General features: G+C 65.3%; 16 protein-coding genes. 9 read left to right on the top strand and 7 right to left on the bottom strand.

The genetic code is table 11. The annotated features are described in order from the left end of the window. Nucleotides 1-416: 416 nt before the first annotated feature. The 4 genes from AC1ROT_RS17085 to AC1ROT_RS17070 are packed head-to-tail and all read right to left on the bottom strand — an operon-like array spanning nt 417 to nt 3,231. Nucleotides 417-1,682 (bottom strand): CCA tRNA nucleotidyltransferase, encoded by a 1,266-nt coding sequence (locus AC1ROT_RS17085; RefSeq protein WP_493000425.1) that lies wholly within the window; start codon nt 1,680-1,682, stop codon nt 417-419. Nucleotides 1,683-1,688: 6 nt separating this feature from the next. Beyond that, on the bottom strand, nt 1,689-1,943 hold the full coding sequence (locus AC1ROT_RS17080; protein ID WP_492971358.1) for a DUF6111 family protein: 255 nt from the start codon (nt 1,941-1,943) through the stop codon (nt 1,689-1,691). Then, nucleotides 1,940-2,650, bottom strand: a complete 711-nt coding sequence (locus tag AC1ROT_RS17075; protein WP_493000424.1) for a CoA pyrophosphatase — start codon at nt 2,648-2,650, stop codon at nt 1,940-1,942. Before AC1ROT_RS17075 ends, AC1ROT_RS17080 begins: the two co-directional genes overlap by 4 nt. Next, the gene (locus tag AC1ROT_RS17070; RefSeq protein ID WP_493000423.1) at nt 2,647-3,231 is read right to left on the bottom strand and encodes a DUF1285 domain-containing protein; all 585 of its coding nucleotides are present in this window, start codon (nt 3,229-3,231) and stop codon (nt 2,647-2,649) included. The genes AC1ROT_RS17075 and AC1ROT_RS17070 overlap by 4 nt, the downstream gene beginning before the upstream one ends. 47 nt (nt 3,232-3,278) lie before the next feature. On the opposite strand from AC1ROT_RS17070, the gene AC1ROT_RS17065 reads away from it, so the two are divergent. Genes AC1ROT_RS17065 through AC1ROT_RS17050 form a run of 4 tightly spaced genes read left to right on the top strand, consistent with a single transcriptional unit; the run spans nt 3,279 to nt 10,076 of the window. After that, nucleotides 3,279-4,277 (top strand): AAA family ATPase, encoded by a 999-nt coding sequence (locus AC1ROT_RS17065; protein WP_492971361.1) that lies wholly within the window; start codon nt 3,279-3,281, stop codon nt 4,275-4,277. After that, complete coding sequence (locus AC1ROT_RS17060; RefSeq protein WP_492971362.1) at nt 4,274-5,194, top strand: DUF58 domain-containing protein; 921 nt, start codon at nt 4,274-4,276, stop codon at nt 5,192-5,194. The genes AC1ROT_RS17065 and AC1ROT_RS17060 overlap by 4 nt, the downstream gene beginning before the upstream one ends. 3 nt (nt 5,195-5,197) lie before the next feature. After that, a complete protein-coding gene (locus tag AC1ROT_RS17055) occupies nt 5,198-7,963 on the top strand; it encodes a DUF4159 domain-containing protein (RefSeq protein ID WP_493000421.1) in 2,766 nt (921 codons plus the stop codon). A 10-nt stretch (nt 7,964-7,973) separates the two neighbouring features. Further along, nucleotides 7,974-10,076 (top strand): hypothetical protein, encoded by a 2,103-nt coding sequence (locus AC1ROT_RS17050; RefSeq protein WP_493000419.1) that lies wholly within the window; start codon nt 7,974-7,976, stop codon nt 10,074-10,076. A 4-nt stretch (nt 10,077-10,080) separates the two neighbouring features. Here the strand turns inward: AC1ROT_RS17050 and AC1ROT_RS17045 are convergent, their stop codons facing one another. Together AC1ROT_RS17045 and AC1ROT_RS17040 are read right to left on the bottom strand one after the other, a co-directional pair. Beyond that, nucleotides 10,081-10,602: a GNAT family N-acetyltransferase gene (locus tag AC1ROT_RS17045; RefSeq protein ID WP_492971365.1), complete on the bottom strand. Its 522-nt coding sequence runs from the start codon at nt 10,600-10,602 to the stop codon at nt 10,081-10,083. 285 nt (nt 10,603-10,887) lie between these two features. Next, complete coding sequence (locus tag AC1ROT_RS17040) at nt 10,888-11,832, bottom strand: LysR family transcriptional regulator (RefSeq protein ID WP_492971366.1); 945 nt, start codon at nt 11,830-11,832, stop codon at nt 10,888-10,890. Nucleotides 11,833-11,946: 114 nt separating this feature from the next. Between AC1ROT_RS17040 and wrbA the strand changes: the two genes are divergently transcribed. After that, complete coding sequence (gene wrbA / locus AC1ROT_RS17035; RefSeq protein WP_492971367.1) at nt 11,947-12,546, top strand: NAD(P)H:quinone oxidoreductase; 600 nt, start codon at nt 11,947-11,949, stop codon at nt 12,544-12,546. A 55-nt stretch (nt 12,547-12,601) separates the two neighbouring features. Continuing rightward, complete coding sequence (locus tag AC1ROT_RS17030) at nt 12,602-13,333, top strand: pirin family protein (RefSeq protein ID WP_493000418.1); 732 nt, start codon at nt 12,602-12,604, stop codon at nt 13,331-13,333. Here the strand turns inward: AC1ROT_RS17030 and AC1ROT_RS17025 are convergent, their stop codons facing one another. After that, nucleotides 13,334-15,751, bottom strand: coding sequence for a DUF3772 domain-containing protein (locus AC1ROT_RS17025; protein ID WP_493000417.1), 2,418 nt, complete (start codon nt 15,749-15,751; stop codon nt 13,334-13,336). 191 nt (nt 15,752-15,942) lie between these two features. Between AC1ROT_RS17025 and AC1ROT_RS17020 the strand changes: the two genes are divergently transcribed. The 3 genes from AC1ROT_RS17020 (at nt 15,943) to AC1ROT_RS17010 (ending at nt 19,517) form a co-directional block, all read left to right on the top strand. After that, nucleotides 15,943-17,376 (top strand): dihydrolipoyl dehydrogenase family protein, encoded by a 1,434-nt coding sequence (locus tag AC1ROT_RS17020; protein ID WP_493000415.1) that lies wholly within the window; start codon nt 15,943-15,945, stop codon nt 17,374-17,376. Between the two features lie 18 nt (nt 17,377-17,394). Continuing rightward, nucleotides 17,395-18,819 (top strand): sensor histidine kinase, encoded by a 1,425-nt coding sequence (locus tag AC1ROT_RS17015; RefSeq protein ID WP_492971371.1) that lies wholly within the window; start codon nt 17,395-17,397, stop codon nt 18,817-18,819. 137 nt (nt 18,820-18,956) lie between these two features. After that, nucleotides 18,957-19,517 (top strand): hypothetical protein, encoded by a 561-nt coding sequence (locus tag AC1ROT_RS17010; protein WP_493000414.1) that lies wholly within the window; start codon nt 18,957-18,959, stop codon nt 19,515-19,517. Nucleotides 19,518-19,574: the final 57 nt, after the last annotated feature.

The raw sequence follows: 19,574 nt of genomic DNA, 5'->3' as shown, positions 1-19,574 counted from the left end.
TAGTGGTTAATACTGCAGCGTTGTGCTACAGATATACCTGTTCGGGAAACATTTCCCGAAAACTTCGTTGCGGTGAAAACCGCACTCTAATCCATGGAGGAGAAACTCATGGCTGCGAAGAAAAAGGCCGCTAAGAAGAAAGTGGCGAAGAAGGTTGTGAAGGCTAAGAAGGCCCCCAAGGCCAAGAAGAAGGCTGCCAAGAAGAAGGCTGCCAAGAAGAAGTAAAGTTAGTACCTGAGTTTGTGGTCTCGAGCTCCACATCGACGTCCGGGTTTGCGGCGCCGACGTGGAGCTCGAGTTCTTTTAGGGACCTGGCCATCTTTACTTGATGCGCCGCTGACAACAGTCCCATCGGCCGGAAAATCGGCCAATATTCTTTGAAAATCAAAAATTTAGCCTAGGATCGACTGGCTTCGCTATTGCTGAGCCGTCATTTGCACGCGCTGCAGCAATCGCTGCATGCAGGCCTCGCGGTTCGGCCGGAAACCTTCCCCTGCCCACCATTCCTCCAGTTCCTTGAGCAGGGCGCTGACCGTCGGTCCGGGCGTGAAGCCCACCGCGAGGACATCGGCCCCGCGCAGGGGGAAAACCGGGCGGCGCCAGGTGGTGCTGGCCACGGCAAGCCGGATCGCCAGGTCTTCATCCAGAAGACCGGCGCTTGCTGCCAGCAGGGCGTAATCGCGGCAGCGCTCGACGCCGGCCCGATAGAACGCAACCTGATGGGACGATTCGTCCGCCACGGCGGCCGGATCGAATGGCGGCGGCGCCAGCAGACCCTCCATACGAAGGCGCTGGGCATTCGACAGCTTCAGCCGGTCAGCGATCCGACCGGCACAGACTGCATCATCGGCAGGGAGCAGCACGGCCAGGCGCGGCCAGACCTCGGGCTGCACCTCGCTCTGCATCGCCAGTATCTGCTGCAGGGCAACCAGGCGGCCGAAGCGGATCGCATCGAACTGCGCCTCAGGCAGCAACGCCGGCAGCACCCCGCTGTCCTGCATCAGCAGCAGGGCATCCCCTGCATTGGGTAGCGCCAGGATTTTCAGAAGCTCGTCGCGCACCCGCTCGCCCGACAGGCGCTCCAGCTGATCCGCCGCCGCCGCACAGGCCGCCAGGGACGCCACATCCGGCGCCCCTTTGGCAAAACGGGCGTGGAAACGGAAAAATCGCAGCACCCGCAGATAATCCTCTGCCACGCGGGCTGCCGGGTCGCCGATAAAGCGCACAATACCTGCCACCAGGTCGGCGCGGCCGTCGGTGAAATCATGCAGCCTGCCGTCGGCATCGGCATACAGCGCATTGATGGTGAAATCGCGCCGGGCCGCATCCTCGGCCCAGTCGCTGCCGAAAGAGACGACCGCATGGCGGCCATCGGTGGCAACATCGCGGCGCAGGGTCGTGACCTGGAAGGTCGCCGGGGGCACAACGGCGGTAACAGTGCCATGGGCAAGGCCGGTGGGCACCGCCTTCAGCCTGGCCTTCTCCAGCCGCTTGATGACAGTGTCCGGCATTTCGGTGGTTGCCAGATCAATATCCTCGGGCTGCAGGCCCAGGATGGCATCTCGCACGCAGCCGCCGACGAAACGCACCGTGGCGCCGCCGGCAGACAGGGCCTGCAACAGGGCAAGCGTGGGGGCCGCCGTCATCCAGCCGGGCGCGGAGATGCGGTCGGGCAGAGCCATGGCGGCTTACTGACCGATGCGGCCGGGCACCACCCGGCCATCCTCGAAGCGGGCCGGCGCATAAGAGCCCAGCTCTTCGTCGAAGAAGGCGCCCCAGATCACGAAGCTGAGGATCATGAGCAGCAGGCCGATAGCGGCAAGCCAGTACCAGGGCGTGACCTCGGGGCCATCCTTGCCGCTGCGCTTCACATGCCAGATGTAGACGCCGTAGAGAAGGAACGGCAGCAGCAGCGGCAGGATGTGGACGATAATGCGGCTCACAGCCCGCCCCCAGTCTGTATATCGGCCTGTATATCGGCGGTCTGGGCGTCGCCATGCAGCAGGTCATGCAGATTACGCAACATGCCGGCGGTGGCGCCCCAGATGTAATAGTCGCCATAGGGCATGGCCCACCAGTGGCGTTCCACGCCGTTGAATACGCCTTTATGGCGCTGGTGGTTGCGCTGGTCCATCAGGAAGGCCAGCGGCACCTCGAAGACCTCGGCCACCTCGTCACGGGCCAGCGTCAACGCAAAACCCGGTCGCACCAGGCCGACCACCGGCACCACCACGAAGCCAGTGCCCGTCACATAAGGGTCCAGTGCGCCCAGAATGGTGACATGGCCGCGATCCAGTCCGATCTCCTCCTCGGTCTCACGCAGCGCCGTGGCAATCACATCGGGATCTTCCTGGTCGACGCGGCCGCCGGGAAAGCTCACCTGGCCGGCATGGTTGGAAAGATGCGCGGTGCGCTTGGTCAGGATGACCCGCTCGCTGTCATCATAGGCGACCAGCGGCACCAGCACGGCAGCCGGCATCAGCGGGCCTTTGCGCGTCGGCTGAAAGCCGGGATTGAGCTGGAAGTCGCCTTTGCCGGCCGCATGATAGTCGCGCGGAATGGCGTCGAAGGCCGGCACCGGCTGCAGCTTGCTGCGCAGGTGTTCGACGGCAGGCGTGCTGTCGATGATCAGCGGTGCGGCGGAATTCATGCCGCGTCTCCCATGACGAAAAACTGTCCCGCACTCTGCAGGCCCAGCACGGCGCGGCCATCCAGCATGCGCTCTTCCGCCATCTCGACCAGCTGATAGTAAACCGGCCGGGCGATCAGGGCCTCGAGCCGGTCCCGCACAAGGATATAAGGAGAGGGCTCGCCGCTCTGCGGGTTGATCTCGATATGCAATGGATGCGTGGCATCCAGCGGCACCACATCGTCGACATTGGTCCGGAAAGCGACCAGGCGCTCCTCGCCCGCCCCGGCGACGGTTAACTCAACCGCGAGGAAGGGTGCATCGTCGACTCGGATCTGACATTTCTCGGCCGGGGTCACCAGAACGAAGCTGTCATCCGGCTCCCGGCGCAGGATGCTGGCAAACAGCTTGACCATAGCGGGACGCGGAATCGGGGTGCCCATATAGTGCCAGCTCCCGTCCCGCGCGATCCGCATGTCGATCTGACCGCAAAATGGCGGATTCCACAGATGCACTGGCGGTTTTTTACGCAAACCGTCCTCACCCCCGAACCGGGCGATCACATCCTGGAGAGTAGGTACCTTGGTGGTGGCGGCGGACATATGAGACATCTGGGCTTTCGTTTCGCTTCTACTATATACTCATTCCCATGCACAATTTGAGCGATACGGCCGAACATATCGTCCCCGAGATCGAACGGATCGGAGGCAGGCTTGGAACAGCCCGCGACGCCGTTGGCCGGGTCATCTTCGGACAGGGCGATGTGGTGGAGGAAACCCTCATCACTTTGCTGGCCGGAGGCCATGCCCTGCTGGTCGGCGTACCCGGCCTCGCCAAGACCAAGCTGGTGGAAACCCTGGCCAAGGTTCTGGGCCTGGATGCCCGCCGCGTGCAGTTCACACCCGATCTGATGCCGGCCGATATCGTCGGTTCGGAAGTGCTGGAAGAAAGTGAAACGGGCCGCCGCTCGTTCCGTTTCATTCCCGGCCCGGTCTTCTGCCAGTTGCTGATGGCAGACGAAATCAACCGCGCCAGCCCGCGCACCCAGTCAGCCCTGCTGCAGGCCATGCAGGAGCGCCAGGTTTCGGTGGCGGGTCAGCGTCACGAACTGCCGGCACCCTTCCATGTGCTGGCAACGCAAAATCCGCTGGAGCAGGAAGGCACCTATCCGCTGCCGGAAGCCCAGCTCGACCGCTTCCTGCTGCAGATCGATGTGCGCTATCCCGACCGCGAGGCCGAGCGGCGCATGCTGTTCGCCACCACCGGCGCCGCCGAAGACCCGATCCCGACCGTGCTGAATGCCGCCGACCTGATGGCTGCCCAGCGCCTGGTGCGCCGCATCCCGGTGGGTGAGAGCGTGGTGGAAGCCATTCTCAACCTGGTCCGCAACGGCCGCCCGGAGGAAACCACCATCGACGGCCTGCGCGAGCAGATCGCCTGGGGCCCCGGCCCGCGCGCCAGCCAGGCACTGATGCTGGCGGTGCGCGCCCGCGCCCTGCTGCAGGGCCGCCTCGCTCCGTCCATCGAGGATGTGCTGGCGCTGGCCGCTCCGGTCTTGCGCCATCGCATGGCGCTCACCTTTGCCGCCCGCGCCGAAGGCGTCACCGTCACCGATGTCATCAACCGCCTGACCGCACCGTTGCGATGAGTGAAGCGGCGGCGGCCGGGTTAACAACAGCCAATGCCCGGCGCCAGCGCGCCGAACACTTTGCCGCATTCCTGCCGCCGCTGCTGGTTGCGGCGGAACGCGTCGCCGCCACGGTCGAGCAGGGCGTCCATGGCCGCCGCCGCGTCGGACCCGGCGATGCCTTCTGGCAATTCCGCCGCTACAGTCCTGGCGATGCCCTGACCCGCATCGACTGGCGCCAGACCGCCAAGCGCCAGACCGCCTTTATCCGCGAAAATGAATGGGAAGCCGCCGAAAGCGTCTGGCTGTGGCGCGATCCTTCGCCCTCCATGCGCTGGAAATCGCCGCAGGGGCAGGAACAGAAAGACGAACGTGGCGACCTGTTGCTGCTTGCCCTTGCCCACCTGCTCCTGCGTGGTGGCGAACGCATCGCCCTGCTCGGCCATCCGCAACGCCCTTCATCCGGGCGCCTGGTGCTGGAGCGCATCGCCGAGCGCCTGATCCGTTCGCGGTTCGAGACCGCCGAGGCCAGCCTGCCGCCGACCCAGCCGTTGCCACGCTATGCCCATGTGGTGCTGCTTGGTGACTTCCTGTATCCGGTTGCCGAGATCGCCAGTCGCCTGCGCGGCTTGGCCGATATGGGCGTGAAGGGCACCGTGCTGCGCATTGTCGATCCGGCGGAAGAAGATTTCCCCTATCGCGGTCGCACCCGCTTCCTGGGACTGGAAGGCGAAAACCCGCTGCTGGTGCCGCGCGCCGAAACCATGACCCAGGACTGGCGCGCCACCTTTGCCGCGCATCAGCAGGAGCTGGCCGAGATCTGCCGCCGGCTCGGCTGGCGCCATATCAAGCATCGCACCGACCGTCCGGCCCAGACCGCGCTGCTGTCGCTCTATCAGGCCCTGCAGGGCGAACGCGCTCTGGCGATGGGACGCTGAACCATGTTCTCGCTCGGCGCCCTTGCCTTCGCCACCCCCTGGGCCCTCGCCGCCCTTGTCGGCCTGCCCGTGCTGTGGTGGCTGCTGCGCATCACCCCGCCGCAGCCCAAGCTGGTCACCTTCCCGCCGTTGCGCCTGCTGCTGTTGCTGCGGCCCAAGGAAGAGACCCCTGCCCATACACCGCTATGGCTGCTGATCCTGCGGCTGCTGATCGCTGCCCTGGCGATCCTGGCCCTCGCTGAACCGATCCTGAATCCGCAGGTGGCACAGCGCGACGGCAATGCCCTGGTTCTGGTGATCGATGATGGCTGGACGGCGGCACCGCGCTGGCGTGAAAAGCTGGCCCGCGCCAGCGATATCCTGGATGCCGCCGAACGCGACGGCCGCCCCGCCCTGCTGATTACCACCGCCGCACCGGTCAATGGCGAACCCCTGCAGCCCGGACAGCTGGTACCCGCGGCCGAACTGAAGCCCGTGCTGGCAGCGCTGCAGCCGAAAGCCTGGCCGAGCGACCGCGCCGTGCTCGTGCAGACGCTGCAGCAGTCCCGCCTGCCCGACTCTGCCGACGTCGTCTGGCTCGCCGATGGCCTGCGCGATGATGAAAACGGCGAAGCGGCCTATACGCTGGCCGAATGGCTGCGCCGTCTGGGGCCGCTCAGCGTAATAACGACAGCGTCGGATGACGGTCCGCTGGCGCTGCTGCCACCCACAACCAGCACCCAGGGCGACACGGTCACCCTGCGCCGGCCGGGCGGCGCCACGGCCGAACTCGGCGTCACGCTGCGGGCTGTCACCGATCAGGGCCGCGTACTGTCGCGCGAGACCATCAGCTTTGCCAGCCGTGCCGATACGGCGACGCTGAAACTCGACCTGCCGACCGAGCTGCGCAACCAGCTGGCGCGCCTGGAAATCGAACAGCAGCCCAGTGCCGGCAGCGTGCAGCTGCTGGATGACCGCTGGCGCCGCCGCCCCGTCGGTCTGGTGTCCGGTGGCGCAGTCGAAACCCGCCAGCCGCTGCTGGGCGATCTGTTCTATCTCGAACGCGCGCTCACACCGTATGCCGAGCTGCGCATTGCCACCATTGCCGAACTGCTGCAGCGTGAAATCGCCATGATCGTGCTGGCCGATGTCGCCCAGGTGGTGGCGAGCGAAGGCCGTCAGCTCGACGACTGGATCGACAAGGGCGGTGTGTTGCTGCGCTTTGCCGGCCCGCGCATGGCCGAAGCCAATGACAGCCTGCTGCCGGTGAAACTGCGTCAGGGTTCGCGACAGCTGGGCGGAGCGCTCTCCTGGTCGCAGCCGCAGCGACTGGGCAACACGCCGGAAAGCAGTCCCTTCTACGGCCTCAGCGGCAGCAACGAAGTCACCGTCAGCCGCCAGGTGCTGGCCGAACCCGAGCCGCAGCTGGGCGACAAGACCTGGCTGCGCCTGGAAGACGGCACGCCGCTGGTCACCGCCATCCAGCGCGGCAAGGGCTGGCTGATCCTGGTGCATACCAGTGCCAATACGCTGTGGTCCGATCTGGCGCTCAGCGGCTTCTATGTCGACATGCTGCGCAAGGTGATCGACCTGTCGCAGGGCGTGGCCGTCACCGGCGAAGCCGCCGATGTGCCGCTGCCGCCGCTCAGCGTGCTGGATGGCTTCGGCCGCACGGTCGAGCCGGGCCCGGCCGTGCAACCGTTGCCCGCGCGCGGTCTCGCGACCGCCAAACCCGGTCCGCGTCATCCGCCGGGCTGGTATGGCCGCCTCGACAGCCGCCAGGCGCTGAACGCCGCCAATGCCGAGACGGCTTTGCGCCGCATCGACCGCTGGCCGTCCGAGGTCAGTCTGATCAATCTCGACAACACCGCGCGCGAGATTCACCTGCTGCCCTGGCTGCTGGGCGCCGCCCTGCTGCTCTTCCTGGCCGACTGGCTGATCGGTCTGGGCCTGCGCGGCCTGCTGCCGCGTCTGCGCCGCCCCGCGGCGGCCATGCTTGCTGTCGCCCTCCTGGCTGCTGCTGCCACTAGTGCCGATGCGCAGCCGCGCCGCAGCACTCTCTCGGCCAATGACGAATTCGCCCTCAAGGCCTCGCTCGACCTGCGGCTTGCCTATGTGGTGACCGGCCAGGCCGATATCGACCAGATGAGCCGCTCCGGCCTCTACGGCCTTACCGAGACCCTGTTCCGCCGCACCTCTATCGAGGCGGGCGAGCCGATCGGCGTCAATCTGGAGGCCGACGACATCTCGCTGGTGCCCTTCCTCTACTGGCCGGTGACGCCGCAGCACCCGCAGCTCTCCGATGCAGCACTGCGCCGGCTCGACCACTACATGAAGACCGGCGGCATGATCCTGTTCGATACCCGCGACCAGGCCATGGGCCTGAGCGGCACGGCAGCCAGCCCGAACACCGAAAAGCTGCGCCAGTTGCTCGCGCGCCTCGATATCCCGCCGCTGATGCCGGTGCCCGACGATCACGTACTGACCAAGGCATTCTACCTGCTGCAGGATTTCCCCGGCCGCTACAGCGGCGGCACGCTCTGGGTGGAGCGCAATCCCGGCGGCGACAAGGACGGCGTTACCTCTATCGTCATCGGCAGCCATGATTTTGCCGCCGCCTGGGCGATGGACACCAACGGCCGGCCGCTAGCCGTCACCGTGCCCAACATTCCGCGCCAGCGCGAATATTCGTATCGCTTCGGCGTGAACCTGCTGATCTACACCCTCACCGGCAACTACAAGGCCGATCAGGTGCATGTGCCGGCGCTGCTCGAGCGTCTGGGTAACTGAGTAGAGCAGCATGAACAGTGCATTGACCTTCGAATTCGCTCCGCTGGTTCCTTGGCCACTGCTGCTGGCCTGCATTGTCGCAGCGCTGTTGCTGACCGTCCTCGGCCTGTGGCGCCGCGCCCGCGGCACGCTGCTGCGCGCCCTGGTCGCCGTGCTGGCCATCGGCACGCTGGCCAATCCGGTGGCGCGCAAGGAAGAGCGCAGCACCCTGCCCGATATCGCCGTGGTGGTGGTGGACGAAAGCCCCAGCCAGGGCATTGGCGACCGCCAGAAGCAGGCGGAGGAAGCCGAAGCCGTGCTGCGCGAGAAACTTGGCGCGGTCGAGAACCTGGAAGTGCGCGTGGTGCGCGGCGGCAAAGCTGCAGCCGAGACCGCCGACCGCGATGAAGGCACCCGCCTGTTCTCAGCCCTCACCCTGGCACTCAGCGACCTGCCGCGACACCGTCTGGCCGGCAGCATCCTGATCACCGATGGCCAGGTGCATGACCTGCCGGGCGATGTGGCGGCCGCCCAGGACGTCACCGGCGCGCCGGTGCATGTGCTGCTGACCGGTCAGCCCAACGAACGCGACCGCCGCCTGGTGGTGCGCAATGCGCCGACCTTCGGCATGGTCAACCAGGACCTCAATGTCACGCTGCGCATTGACGATACCGGCGCTGCGCCGAATGAGATGGCGCAACTGCGTTTCCGCCAGCAGGATGCCGGTGAACAGACCCTGTCGGTGCCGGTTGGCCGCGATGTGACCGTGCCGTTCAAGCTGCCGCGCGCCGGGCGCAGCCTGCTGGAATTTGAAGTCGCCCCGATCCCGAACGAGCTGACGCCGCTGAACAACCGCGCGGCGCTGTCGGTCAACGGTGTGCGCGACCGCCTGCGCGTTATGTTGGTCACCGGCGAGGCCCATGCCGGCGAGCGCGTCTGGCGCAACCTGCTGAAAGCCGACCCCAATGTCGATCTGGTGCATTTCACCATTCTCCGGCCGCCGGACAAGCAGGACGGCACGCCGATCCGCGAGCTGTCGTTGATCGCCTTCCCGATCCGCGAGCTGTTCGAGATCAAGCTCAATGAGTTCGACCTGATCATCTTCGACCGCTACCGGCGGCGCGGCATCCTGCCGACCGCGTATTACGAGAATATCGCCAAGTATGTCGAACGCGGCGGCGCCTTCCTCGAGGTCTCCGGTCCGGCCTATGCCACGCCGCTCAGCATCTACCGCACGCCGCTGGCCGATAGCTTCCCCGGCCGGCCGACCGGCACCGTGCGCACCGAGCCCTTCACGCCGCAGCTGAGCGCTATCGGCAAGCGCCATCCGGTGACGGCCGGCCTGCCCGGTTCGGTCGGTGAAAGTGGCGCACCGTCGTGGAGCCGCTGGTTCCGCGTCATCAGTGTCGACGTCACACGCGGCTACAGCGTGATGGAAACGCCGAACCGCGAGCCGCTGCTGATGCTCGACCGCATCGGCAAGGGCCGCATCGCGCAATTCTACTCTGACCATATCTGGCTGTGGTCGCGCGGTTACGAAGGCGGCGGCCCGCAGGCGGAACTGCTGCGCCGGCTGTCGCACTGGCTGATGAAGGAACCCGATCTGGAGGAAGAGGCGTTGCGCGCCGAGGCCAAGGGCGGTCGTCTGGAAATCGAGCGACGCAGTCTGACCGAAAGCCGCGAGCCGGTGACGATCACAAGGCCCGACGGATCCGAAGCCAGGATCAGCCTGCAGGAGCGCGGCAACGGTATCGCCGGCGGCGTTCTCCCGGTCGAGATGCCAGGCATCTACCGCGTGAAGGACGGCGACAAGGAAACCGTGGCCACTGTGGGCGCCATCAATCCGCGTGAATTCGCCGATGCCCGCGCGACCCCTGCGCTGCTCAAGCCGCTGGCCGATGCAAGCCAGGGCAGCGTGCGCTGGTTGCGCGACGGGCTGCCCGAGGTGCGTATGGTCGAGAAGCCGAGCCGCATCGTTGCTCGCGAACAGGGCGGCCGCAACTGGATCGGGCTGTATCGCCAGAACGACTATACCGTCACCGGCCTGACGCTGACGCCGCTGGCGCTGCCGCTCGGTGTACTGACCGCGATGCTGCTGGCCATGCTGCTGATGTGGCGGCGCGAAAGCCGCTAGCGGCTCACGCTGCGACCTTGCGGCGGCCGCGCGGCGGCTTGCCCACCAGACCGTTCACGCCGTTCAGCGCTCCGGCCGCCAGCTCCATCACCTGGAACCGCTCGCGTTCGACCCAGCCTGGCATCTCCAGTCCGCGCTCGGCGGCACCGGTGAAACCAAAGGGCTCGTAGTAGGGCTTATCGCCGACCAGAATGCACAGGGCGTGGCCCAGCCGCGTGGCGGTGTAGAGGCTGTGGCGGATCAGCGCCCGGCCGATGCCCTGCCCCTGGCAATCAGGATGCACAGCGACGGGACCGAGCATAACGGCCGGTGTGGCCGCGTCGCCAATGGCCACCGGCCAGTAGCGGATCGAGCCCAGCACCTTGCCGTCTTCGTCGCGCACGACGAAAGCCAGCGGCTTCATATGAGTTACGCCCTCGCGCAGCCGGTAGACGGTCTTGCGCGTGCGCTCCGAACCGAAAGTGAGGTCGAGCAGGGCGTCGATCTGGGCGGCGTCAGCGGGCCGCTCCGGCAGAATGGGATACATGAGTTTGCTTCCAGCAACGAAATCGGAGACCAGAGGCGGTCGGTCGGCCTTAGCCTTCCGTCCGGTTGGCCGGTTCGTGCTCATGTCGGAAGCAAATGTCTGTCGGGAATCAGATAGCGACGATGACCTGGCTTCAGTGGGCACGACCAGCCGTAACGCACCGCTTTCGCATTTGCGGTGCGCCAATACGGGCTCGTCGATGTCGCCACTGGCGGGTCATGACACAAAATCCTGTTTGTCGCGAAACGTCGATTAGCATAGCCGGCCGGGGGCGTAAACCCGGTTTCACGCGGATTTCATATTCCCATGCCGGCCTGTGTCCGCCAGAACACACTCCCAGGGCGGCTCCGGCCCGAACTTGGCAGCGTAAAAATCAATGAAGGCCCGCACTTTCGGCGTCAGGTAGCGCTGCGCCGGATAGACGGCATGGATATGCAGCGGTGCCGGCTCGTAGGCCTCCAGCAGTGGCACCAGCCGACCGGCGGCGATGTCCGGACCGACGATGAAACTGGGCAGACGGGCGATGCCATGGCCGGCCATGGCGGCATCGCGCAGCGAGTCGCCGTTGTTGGTCGTCAGCCGGCCGGAAACCTTCACCGCATAGGGGCCGCCGGGCCCTTCGTAATGCCAGGTGTCCGGCTCGGGCAGGTATTTGTAGAGCAGGCATTCATGCTGGCGCAGGTCATCAGGCTTCAGCGGCACGCCAGCCTTGCGCAGATAAGATTCGGAGACGCAGGTGATCGGTCGTACCGGCGCCAGACGCCGGGCATTCAGGGTCGAATCGGCCAGCTTGCCGATGCGGATGGCGACATCCACCTCTTCTTCCAGCAGGTCGACCGTGCGGTCGTTGAAGGTCAGATCCACCTTCAGCTCGGGGCACAGCGCCAGCAGTTCGGGCAGCAGCGGCGCCACATAACCGAGGCCAAAACTCATCGGCAGGTTGACCCGCAACAGGCCACGCGGCAGGGCCTGCAGATTCTGTACGGCGGTTTCGGCCGCTTCCGCTTCCTGTATTACGCGCTGGGCATGCTCCAGCACGATGCGTCCGGTTTCGGTCAGCGACAGCCGGCGCGTGGTCCGCTGCAGCAACTGCGCACCCAGACGCTGTTCCAGCCGCGAGATCTGTTTGGAAACAGCGGATTTGGAGAGCTTCAGCGCCTCGGCGGCAGCACTGAAACTTTCCAGCTCCACAACCCGGGCAAAAACGGCGAGATCGGCCAGATGGTCCATACGACTGTTTCCTTATAGAAACAATCATATTCCAAACGAGTTATTGTTTCAATATGAGAAAAGCCTACTTTGGCTCTCGAACCAAACACCACCCCAGACCGCCAGGAGGCGATAATGACCAAGGTTCTCGTGCTTTATCATTCGATGTACGGCCATGTTGAGAAGATGGCCGAGGCTGTTGCCGCCGGCGCCAAGGAAGTCCCCGGCACCCAGGTGACGATCAAGCGCGTGCCCGAGACCATGCCGGAAGAGGCCTTCAAGAAGGCTGGCGGCAAGTGGGACCAGGCCGCCCCGATCGCCGATCCGGCCGAACTGGCCGACTATGACGCCATCATCTTCGGCACCGGCACCCGCTTCGGCAACATGACCAGCCAGATGCGCAGCTTCCTCGACCAGACCGGTGGTCTGTGGGTCAAGGGCGCGCTGGTCGGCAAGGTCGGCAGTGTCTTCGTCTCCACCGGCACCGGCGGCGGCAACGAGACCACGGTCAGCAGCTTCCATACCACCCTGCTGCATCATGGCCTGGTGATCGTCGGCCTGCCCTACGCGATCCCGGAAACGATGGATATCAGCGCGGTCAAGGGCGGTTCGCCGCTTGGCGCCGGCACTATCGCTGGCCCGGATGGTAGCCGCCAGCCGAGCGAGACCGAACTCAAGACCGCCCGTTTCCAGGGCAAGCATGTGGCGGGCATCGCCGCAAAGCTGAAGGCTTAACTCTACAGACTCCGGCGACGGCTGATATGATCGGCCGTCGCCGATGGAGGACCCCATGATCCATGTTGTTCCCTTCGACAAACTCGGTCGCATGAATATCGACTGGCTGAACAGCCGGTTTCACTTCAACTTCTCGGGCGTTGCCGCGCCGATGGGCTATGGCTTCGGGCCGCTACGCGTCTGGAACGATGACGAGATCGCCGCGCAATCGGGCTTCCCGATGCATGGCCATCGCGACATGGAGATCATCACCTATGTCACCAAGGGTGCGATCAGCCATGAAGACAGTCTGGGCAACAAAGGCCGCACCCCGGCCGGCGACGTTCAGGTAATGTCTGCAGGCACCGGCATCATGCATTCGGAATACAACGCCGAAGACGAGATGACGCATCTGTTCCAGATCTGGATCGAACCGCGTCAGGCCAAGCTGAAGCCGCGCTGGGATCAGGCCCAGTTCCCCAAGGGCGACCGCGCCAACCGCCTGGTGCCGCTGGCATCTGGCGAAGAGGCGGTGCTCTCGGCCAATACCGGCACGCTGCTGATCCACCAGGATGCCACGCTCTATGGCGCCCTGATCGAAAAGGGCGCCGTTGCAACCTATGAGCAGAAAGCCGATCGCATGGGCTATCTGGTCGTGGCCGACGGCAGCGTGGACGTGAATGGCACCGTGATCGAGACCCGCGGCGGCGCGGCTCTGGCTGGCGATGGCCCGCTGGAGATCAAGGCCGCCGATGGCGCCGAGATCCTGCTGTTCGATCTGCCGCGCCCGCAGCAGCAGCCGAACTAACTAGTCCGGCTTACGATCATCATCAGGCCCTGGACGGCGCAAGCCGCCCAGGGCTTTTTCTATGCGCTCTATATCCGCCAGATGCAGCGTATTCGGGCCGCCATAGGGCAGGCCGATGCCGGATTCCTTCAGGCATTTATGGATTGAAAAGCGCAGATCGCTTTCGATCAGCTGCCGCCGTTCCACATCGGCAATATGCCCCCGCAAGGCAAATAGCAGTGTGCCGGCGGCAAAGTCGCGGAAGATCACCTGTGGCGTCGGCATGCTGAGGACCTCGTCATGGTTCTTCAGGCAATCGAGCAGCACATCGCGTGCTTTTTCCACATCCACGGCATAAGACAGGTTGATGTTGATATCGACCCGGCCAAGCCGGTTGCGATGCGTCCAGTTCATCACCGGACTGGAAATCAGCTCTGAATTCGGAATGATCACCGAAGCGCGCGGGAAGGTCTCGATTTCCGTGGAACGCACGTTGATGCGGCGGACATAGCCTTCCTTGCCGCCGACCACCACCCAGTCGCCAACCTTGACCGGCCGCTCGATCAGCAGGATCAGGCCAGAGACAAAATTGTTGACGATATTCTGCAGGCCGAAACCGATACCGACCGACAGCGCACCGGCGATGATGGCAAGATTTGAAAGATCGAGACCGACAGCCCCCACACCGGCGACGATGGCCAGAAGATACCCGACATAGGTCAGACCGGTGACCATGGAATTGCGCACACCGGGATCGATGCCGCTCTGCTGCTCCAGTCGTGCATTCAGCCCGCCGCTCAGCAGACGCGTTACGCCAATGCCGATGACCAGGATCACCAGGGCCGCCAGGATGTTGCCCAGCGATATGGTGACCGGTCCGATGCTGACGCCATAGAACAGCTCAAGGGTATAGCTGATCAGGGTGGCGCGGTTCATGCCCCAAGCCAGTGCCAGGAAAATCAGCAACAGCAGGAACAGCACGATATCGGCCAGCAGGCCCAGCATCAGGCGCGTGGTGGTGCTCAGCGGGCCGCTGAGCCCCAGGCCCTGCCGCCAGGCGCGGAAACGGCTCTCCGGATTCTCGGCCAGGTTGGCGAGCCCGTCCCGGATGGCATTGCGGACCAGGACATAGGCTGCCAGGGTCAGTGCCGAGCCGAGCAGACCGTAAGAGAGGAAAGCCGCAAAGCTGTAGAACCCGAGCAGGATGGCGGCGAAGGACATGAGGTTGAGGCCGAAATTCAGGCCGGCCAGCAAGCGCAGCGGACGCCATTCATTGGGCAGGCCACGCCACAGGCGCGGATCGGCAAATCCGAGATTGGCCAGCACCAGGAACAGCGCCACGGCCGCGATCACCAGATCGCGACCTGCCGTGCCAAAGTCCGGCACGCGCGAGGGGGCCACCAGCAGGGCCAGAAGCACGATGCCAATAGCGAAACCAAGCGTACGACGCAGCAGGCTTTCCCGCCCTTCTTTCGCCAGCGGGATCAGAGCCCAGGCGGGCTGTCGTGGTGCCAGCGCGGCCTGCGCCAGACCATAGGCCAGCAGAGCGATACTGAAAGCCAGCATCAGGGCGTAGACGATGTCGCCCAGCAGACCGGTCACCCAGGCATTGCCGGCAAGGACACCATAGGCGACCCACAGCATTGCCAGCGGCATGGCGGTGCGGCCGACAAGTTCGGTGAAGGCCGCGATGGTTCGCCTCACCTGCGAGGGATCCTCGGCATCGGCATGGGCGCCATACTGACGGCGCAGCCAACGCTGCACCGGGATCAGCAGCACAGCGGCCACCAGCACGACAAGCACCATCTGCAGCAGTGTGGTGGAAACCGGCCGGCGCTGGTCACTGCCCGCCCACCATTGTTCGGGTGCCGCCAGCACCTGGGCGGAAACCGCCTGCACTTCGGCAAAACCTTCGCGCCAGAACGCCGGATTGAATGGCGACGGACCGCGATAGATCAGCTGACGGGTAAACTGCCGGCGTGCCTGGTCGGCCACTTCGTCCTGCAGGGCGACAATGCGGGCCAAGGCCAGGTCGGTCTGCTTGACGCTGTCCTGGCTGGCCTGCAGCCGTGCGTTCAACTGTCGGCGCGAATCGACAACCGCCTGCGATTCACGCGGCTGGCCGGTCGCCGGCGGCGGCCCGAGCGCATCGAGCTGGGTCTGGTTGGCCGTCACCGCCTGCTTTGACAGGTCGCGTTCCTGCGTCGCCGTCACACGCAGGCGATCCAGACCACTCCGCAGGGCGGCAAAGTCATCGTCATTCAGGCGCGGATCGCGCAGCGTCCGTTCCACACCACCCAGCACAGCCGGCCAGTCTGTCGGCGCCGGTCGGTCTGTGGTCGCGGACGCAGGCGTCTGACCGCCAGCCGGCGCAATGCCCAGCGGCGCAATGAGCAGGGCCAGCAGGAGAACAATAATCCGCAAGGGTGAGGCGAGCATGGCTGTGAGCATCAGGAGAAATCGATCTGGTTTGCGGTCCGGATGCAGGACCATGGTTCTGTCAGGACGGGCACGGCCCGCCTTGTGCCAATTTACCCTCTTTGCCGCCGGATTGGGGCAAAAACTGGGCATTCGCACCGGTTCGGGGAGGATAGCTTGACTTCGGGGGGACTGCTGTCTTTGCTGGTCTCATGAGCGAACAGATGGATTGCGATATCGCCGTGATTGGCGCCGGTGCCGGCGGCACAGCCGTGGCCACCGGCGCCGCCGTTCTGGGGGCGCGCACGATCCTGATCGAACGCGGTCGCATGGGCGGCAATCGCCTGAATGGCGGCGACCTGCCGATGGCTGCACTGGCCGCAGCCGGACGCCATGCCGTGGCCTGGCGCAGCGCCGCTGCCTTCGGCATCCGCCAGGACGAACCCGAGATCGATTTCGCCGCTGCGATGCGCCGCGTGCAGGCCACGGTCACGGCCAGTGCGCCCAATGATTCGACTGAGCGGCTCTCGGCCTTTGGCGCCATCGTGTTACAGGGCGAGGCCCGCTTCACGGCGCCCGATCGCCTCCGTGTCGGCGACCGGATCATCCGGCCGCGCCATGTGGTGATCGCCACCGGCGCACAACCCATCGTTCCGCCCATCGAAGGCCTGGTCGCCATTCCCTATCTCACGACAAACACCGTGTTCAGCGCGCTGAGCGAGCGGCCGCTGCATCTGCTGATCCTCGGCGGCGGTTCCAGTGGTGTCGAAATGGCGCAGGCCTTCCGCCGCCTGGGCACACGCGTCACCCTGATCGAACGCCTGCGTTGCCTGAACGACTGCGATCCGGAGCTGAGCAGCCTGCTGGTGGACGCCCTGCGCGATGATGGCGTCATTCTGCATGAACAGACGGAAGTGACCCTGGCGGAGAACACTGTCTCCGGTATCGTCCTGACGCTGCGTCATGCCGATGGCAGCAGCACGCGCATCGCCGGTTCGCATCTGCTGCTGACGGCGGGACGCACAGCCGCCGTGGAGGATCTCGATCTCACCGCTGCCGGCGTCACAGCGGATACGCGCGGCGTTGTTACCAATGCGCGCCTGCGCACCGCCAACCGACGCATCTGGGCTGTCGGCGATGCTGCCGGTCGACCGGGCGGCACCGCTGCCGCCCAGCATCAGGCTACCGTGGTGCTGAAAAACATCCTGTTCCGCCTACCCGTCAGCAGTGCGGCGGCGGCGATTCCTCAAGTGGTCTATGGCGATCCGGAACTGGCCAGCGTCGGCCTCTCGGAAGCCGAGGCCCGCGCCCGTCATGGCCGCATCCATATCCTGCGGAGTCCGTTCGCCACCAATGACCGCGCCCAGGCCGAAGGCCGTGGCGATGGTCTAGTCAAGGTGATCGCCAGTGCAGCCGGCGGCCGTATTCTGGGTGCTGCCATTGCCGGACCACAGGCCGCAGACCTGATTCAGCCCTGGCTGCTGGCCCTTGGCAAAGGCATGAGCCTGGATGCCCTGCAGGCGATGGCGGTGCCGCATCCGACCCGTGGCGAAGCCGGCAAGCGGGCAGCCGGCGATTTCTACCGGCCCAGACTGCTGAGCCCGATGACGCGCCGGATCGTGCAGTTTCTCGCCCGCTTCGACTAACGGACTATAATAACCATCATGGACGGGGAAGCAGAAGCCAGGCAGACGACGCCACCGGCGCGCCAGATCAGCGCCGCGAGCCTGTCCGGCCGCCTGCTGCTGCTCACCATTGTCTTCACGATGATCCTGGAAGTCCTGATCTACCTGCCGGCGATGGCCCGGTTCCGCATCAGCTTTCTGGAAGCCCGTATCGAACTGGCGGATCAGGCCGCACTCGCCCTTCTGGCAGCGCCCGATGGCATGGTCAGCGCGGAACTGGAAGCCGAGCTGCTGCGCAATGTCGGCGGCAAGCTGGTGGCGATGCGGCGCAAGGAGTCCAACGCCCTGATCCTCAGCGACCGCCAGGATCTGCCGATGCTCGGCCGCCCGATGGATCTGGTCAACTGGCAATGGTGGGAAGCCATCATGGATGCCGGCATGACCCTGGTCGGTCGGGCTGATCCTTATCTGCGTGTACTCGGTCCCTCGCCGCGCGATCCGCAGACCCGTATCGAGGTGGTGCTGTCCACCGAGCCACTGGCCGAGGCGCTGCGTGACTTCTCCTGGCGGGTCTTCTGGGTCTCGCTGGTCATTTCGGTCTTCACCGGCGTCCTGGTCTATATCAGCCTGCAATGGCTGCTGGTGCGGCCGATCCGGCGTCTGATCGACAGCATCGTCGGTTTCCGCGCCGCACCGGAAGACGCGCGCCAGATCATCCGTCCCTCGCAGCGCCGTGACGAGCTTGGCCTGGCCGAGCGCGAATTACGTGCGATGCAGCAGGACCTGCGCCAGGCGCTGACCCAACGCATCCGCCTGGCCCAACTCGGCATCGCGGTCAGCAAGATCAGCCACGATCTCCGCAACATGCTGGCGGCTGCACAACTGGTATCGGATCGCCTGGAATCCTCCGCCGATCCGACTGTGCGCCAGGTGGCGCCGCGACTGGTGGGGTCGATCGACCGTGCCATCGCGCTCTGCGCCCAGACCCTGCGCTATGGCAAGGCCGAAGAGCGCGCTCCCGAGTTGCAGCGCATTGCCCTGCGCGACATGGTCGAAGAGCTGGCGGCCACGCTTGGTCTGGCCGATTGCGGCGAGGTGCGCTGGCACAACGCCGTGCCTGCCGACCTGCTGGTCCTGGCCGACCCCGATCATATGCACCGCATCCTGAACAACCTGACGCGCAATGCCGCGCAGGCAATGCCCGATGGCGGCGACATCCGTATTGCCGCTGCCGTCAGCGGCACCGAAGTTGTCATCGAGATCGCCGATAGCGGCGGCGGCCTGAGCATGGCGGCACAGGACCATCTGTTCGAGCCTTTCCGCGGCGGTCGCAGCGGCGGCACCGGCCTGGGACTGGCGATTGCGCGTGAACTCAGCCGCGCCCATGGCGGCGATCTTGAACTGGCGCGCACCGGACCGCTCGGGACGACCTTCCGGATTCGCCTGCCGAATCCGGCTGGATAACCGGCAAAAGTGTCGGGGCATGGCTAACCGGTTTTAACCATATCACTTAACTGTATCTTCAAAGGATTGGAGACGATAATGCACGCACGGCCAGAACGGCCGGGCAGGCCAGATGGCGCTGCGCAGGAGAGAAGCCCATGCGTGCGATGCTGACGATCCGAACCCTTCTTCTACCGGTCTTGCTGATCGGCCTGCTGGCCGGCTGCGCCGACGAGCGCAAGAATCTCACGCCGGCCGCGCAGGCAACGGCGCTGGGTCTGGGCTACGAAATCATCAAGACCAAAATCGAGCGACGCCTCGAAGTGACCTGCAATCCGCTGAACCTGATCAGCGATGGGACCTATTGCGTCAGCAACTACAAGCCGACCGACCGGCAGGAAGTGTTCTGCTTCAAGACCCTGGCCGGCGTCGACTGCTATGCCGAACCCGATCCCTATTCTCTCGAAGGCCGTCAGCTGCCGGGCCCGCCGCGCGTACTGGCCGATCCGCCGATGCCGATGCTGCCGCCGGGCCGCCGCCCCCATCCGCCGCAGGTGGCCACCGCGCCGATCGGGGCTGAACCCACGACCATCGTTCTGCCTGCCGATCAGCCCGGCCCTGCCGTCATCATGACGGCTCCGGCGACCGAGACTCAGGCCCAACCGGCCGACCGCCCTGCGGCCGGACCCACCGAAATGAAACCGGCGAAAACCATGTAACAAGACAGTGAGGGCTGTGGCCATTCGGGCCGACCCTCTTGTCTGTCGGCGTGGCGT

This window comes from Ferrovibrio sp. GW821-FHT12E11, assembly GCF_058806975.1.
Note: the sequence above shows the minus strand (reverse complement) of the source record. Positions and strands in the feature narration are given on the sequence as shown.

Excerpts from the sequence above, each read along its gene's own strand:
- AC1ROT_RS17085 (WP_493000425.1), bottom strand. The coding sequence starts at position 1,682 with ATGGCTCTGCCCGACCGCATCTCCGCGCCCGGCTGGATGACGGCGGCC.
- AC1ROT_RS17075 (WP_493000424.1), bottom strand. The coding sequence starts at position 2,650 with ATGAATTCCGCCGCACCGCTGATCATCGACAGCACGCCTGCCGTCGAA.
- AC1ROT_RS17070 (WP_493000423.1), bottom strand. The coding sequence starts at position 3,231 with ATGTCCGCCGCCACCACCAAGGTACCTACTCTCCAGGATGTGATCGCC.
- AC1ROT_RS17065 (WP_492971361.1), top strand. The coding sequence starts at position 3,279 with ATGCACAATTTGAGCGATACGGCCGAACATATCGTCCCCGAGATCGAA.
- AC1ROT_RS17060 (WP_492971362.1), top strand. The coding sequence starts at position 4,274 with ATGAGTGAAGCGGCGGCGGCCGGGTTAACAACAGCCAATGCCCGGCGC.
- AC1ROT_RS17055 (WP_493000421.1), top strand. The coding sequence starts at position 5,198 with ATGTTCTCGCTCGGCGCCCTTGCCTTCGCCACCCCCTGGGCCCTCGCC.
- AC1ROT_RS17050 (WP_493000419.1), top strand. The coding sequence starts at position 7,974 with ATGAACAGTGCATTGACCTTCGAATTCGCTCCGCTGGTTCCTTGGCCA.
- AC1ROT_RS17045 (WP_492971365.1), bottom strand. The coding sequence starts at position 10,602 with ATGTATCCCATTCTGCCGGAGCGGCCCGCTGACGCCGCCCAGATCGAC.
- AC1ROT_RS17040 (WP_492971366.1), bottom strand. The coding sequence starts at position 11,832 with ATGGACCATCTGGCCGATCTCGCCGTTTTTGCCCGGGTTGTGGAGCTG.
- wrbA (WP_492971367.1), top strand. The coding sequence starts at position 11,947 with ATGACCAAGGTTCTCGTGCTTTATCATTCGATGTACGGCCATGTTGAG.
- AC1ROT_RS17030 (WP_493000418.1), top strand. The coding sequence starts at position 12,602 with ATGATCCATGTTGTTCCCTTCGACAAACTCGGTCGCATGAATATCGAC.
- AC1ROT_RS17025 (WP_493000417.1), bottom strand. The coding sequence starts at position 15,751 with ATGCTCGCCTCACCCTTGCGGATTATTGTTCTCCTGCTGGCCCTGCTC.
- AC1ROT_RS17020 (WP_493000415.1), top strand. The coding sequence starts at position 15,943 with ATGAGCGAACAGATGGATTGCGATATCGCCGTGATTGGCGCCGGTGCC.
- AC1ROT_RS17015 (WP_492971371.1), top strand. The coding sequence starts at position 17,395 with ATGGACGGGGAAGCAGAAGCCAGGCAGACGACGCCACCGGCGCGCCAG.
- AC1ROT_RS17010 (WP_493000414.1), top strand. The coding sequence starts at position 18,957 with ATGCGTGCGATGCTGACGATCCGAACCCTTCTTCTACCGGTCTTGCTG.